The following is a 551-nucleotide window of genomic DNA, read 5'->3' on the forward strand; positions in this document are numbered from 1 at the left end:
GTGTGGCCTTCTATCAGCACGTTCGTGTCGGGGTATTTCTGGAGTACGGCGGCCATCTTGTCGATTTCGCTCATGGAAGCCGGGCGCAGGTCCGACTTATTGGTGTCGAAGAGGATGCCGGCATTGAACGTGATTTTGATGCCTTCGCCCACCCGCTCGACTTTGGCGTCGGCCATGTCGCGCTGCAGCTCCTCCGCCTGCTTATCCATTTTGCGGCCGATGAGTGCCCCGCCCGTGCCTCCCACGGCGGCCCCGGCAATGGCCCCGATGGCCGTGCCGCCCTTCCCCCCTATCACCCGGCCCAGAATGCCCCCCACGACCGCCCCACCGCCGGCGCCCAACAGGCCCCCTTTGGTCGTGCTATTCATACCGGTCTTGCGCGCCCCAGTCCCGTTCTTGGTGGAGAGCGGCGGCGCCGAGGCTTGTTGGGAGGTCGCGCAGGCGCTCAGCAGCAGCGCGAACGCCATAAGCAGGCAAAGGGGGGCTTTCAAGTAATTCATAAGGCCGGAAAATTGAATATTAGGTGGTTAAGCCAAGCGGACCGGTGCCCG

At 63.5% G+C, this 551-nt stretch carries 1 protein-coding gene; it reads right to left on the reverse strand.

Annotated features, from left to right (window positions below):
* A partial coding sequence (locus ACP7AJ_RS21635) for a glycine zipper domain-containing protein (protein ID WP_426062317.1) occupies positions 1 to 500 on the reverse strand: 500 nt, incomplete at its 3' end.
* Positions 501 to 551 lie beyond the last annotated feature (51 nt).

Origin of the sequence: Hymenobacter sp. B1770 (assembly GCF_049896385.1) — a bacterium.
Classification (GTDB): domain Bacteria; phylum Bacteroidota; class Bacteroidia; order Cytophagales; family Hymenobacteraceae; genus Hymenobacter.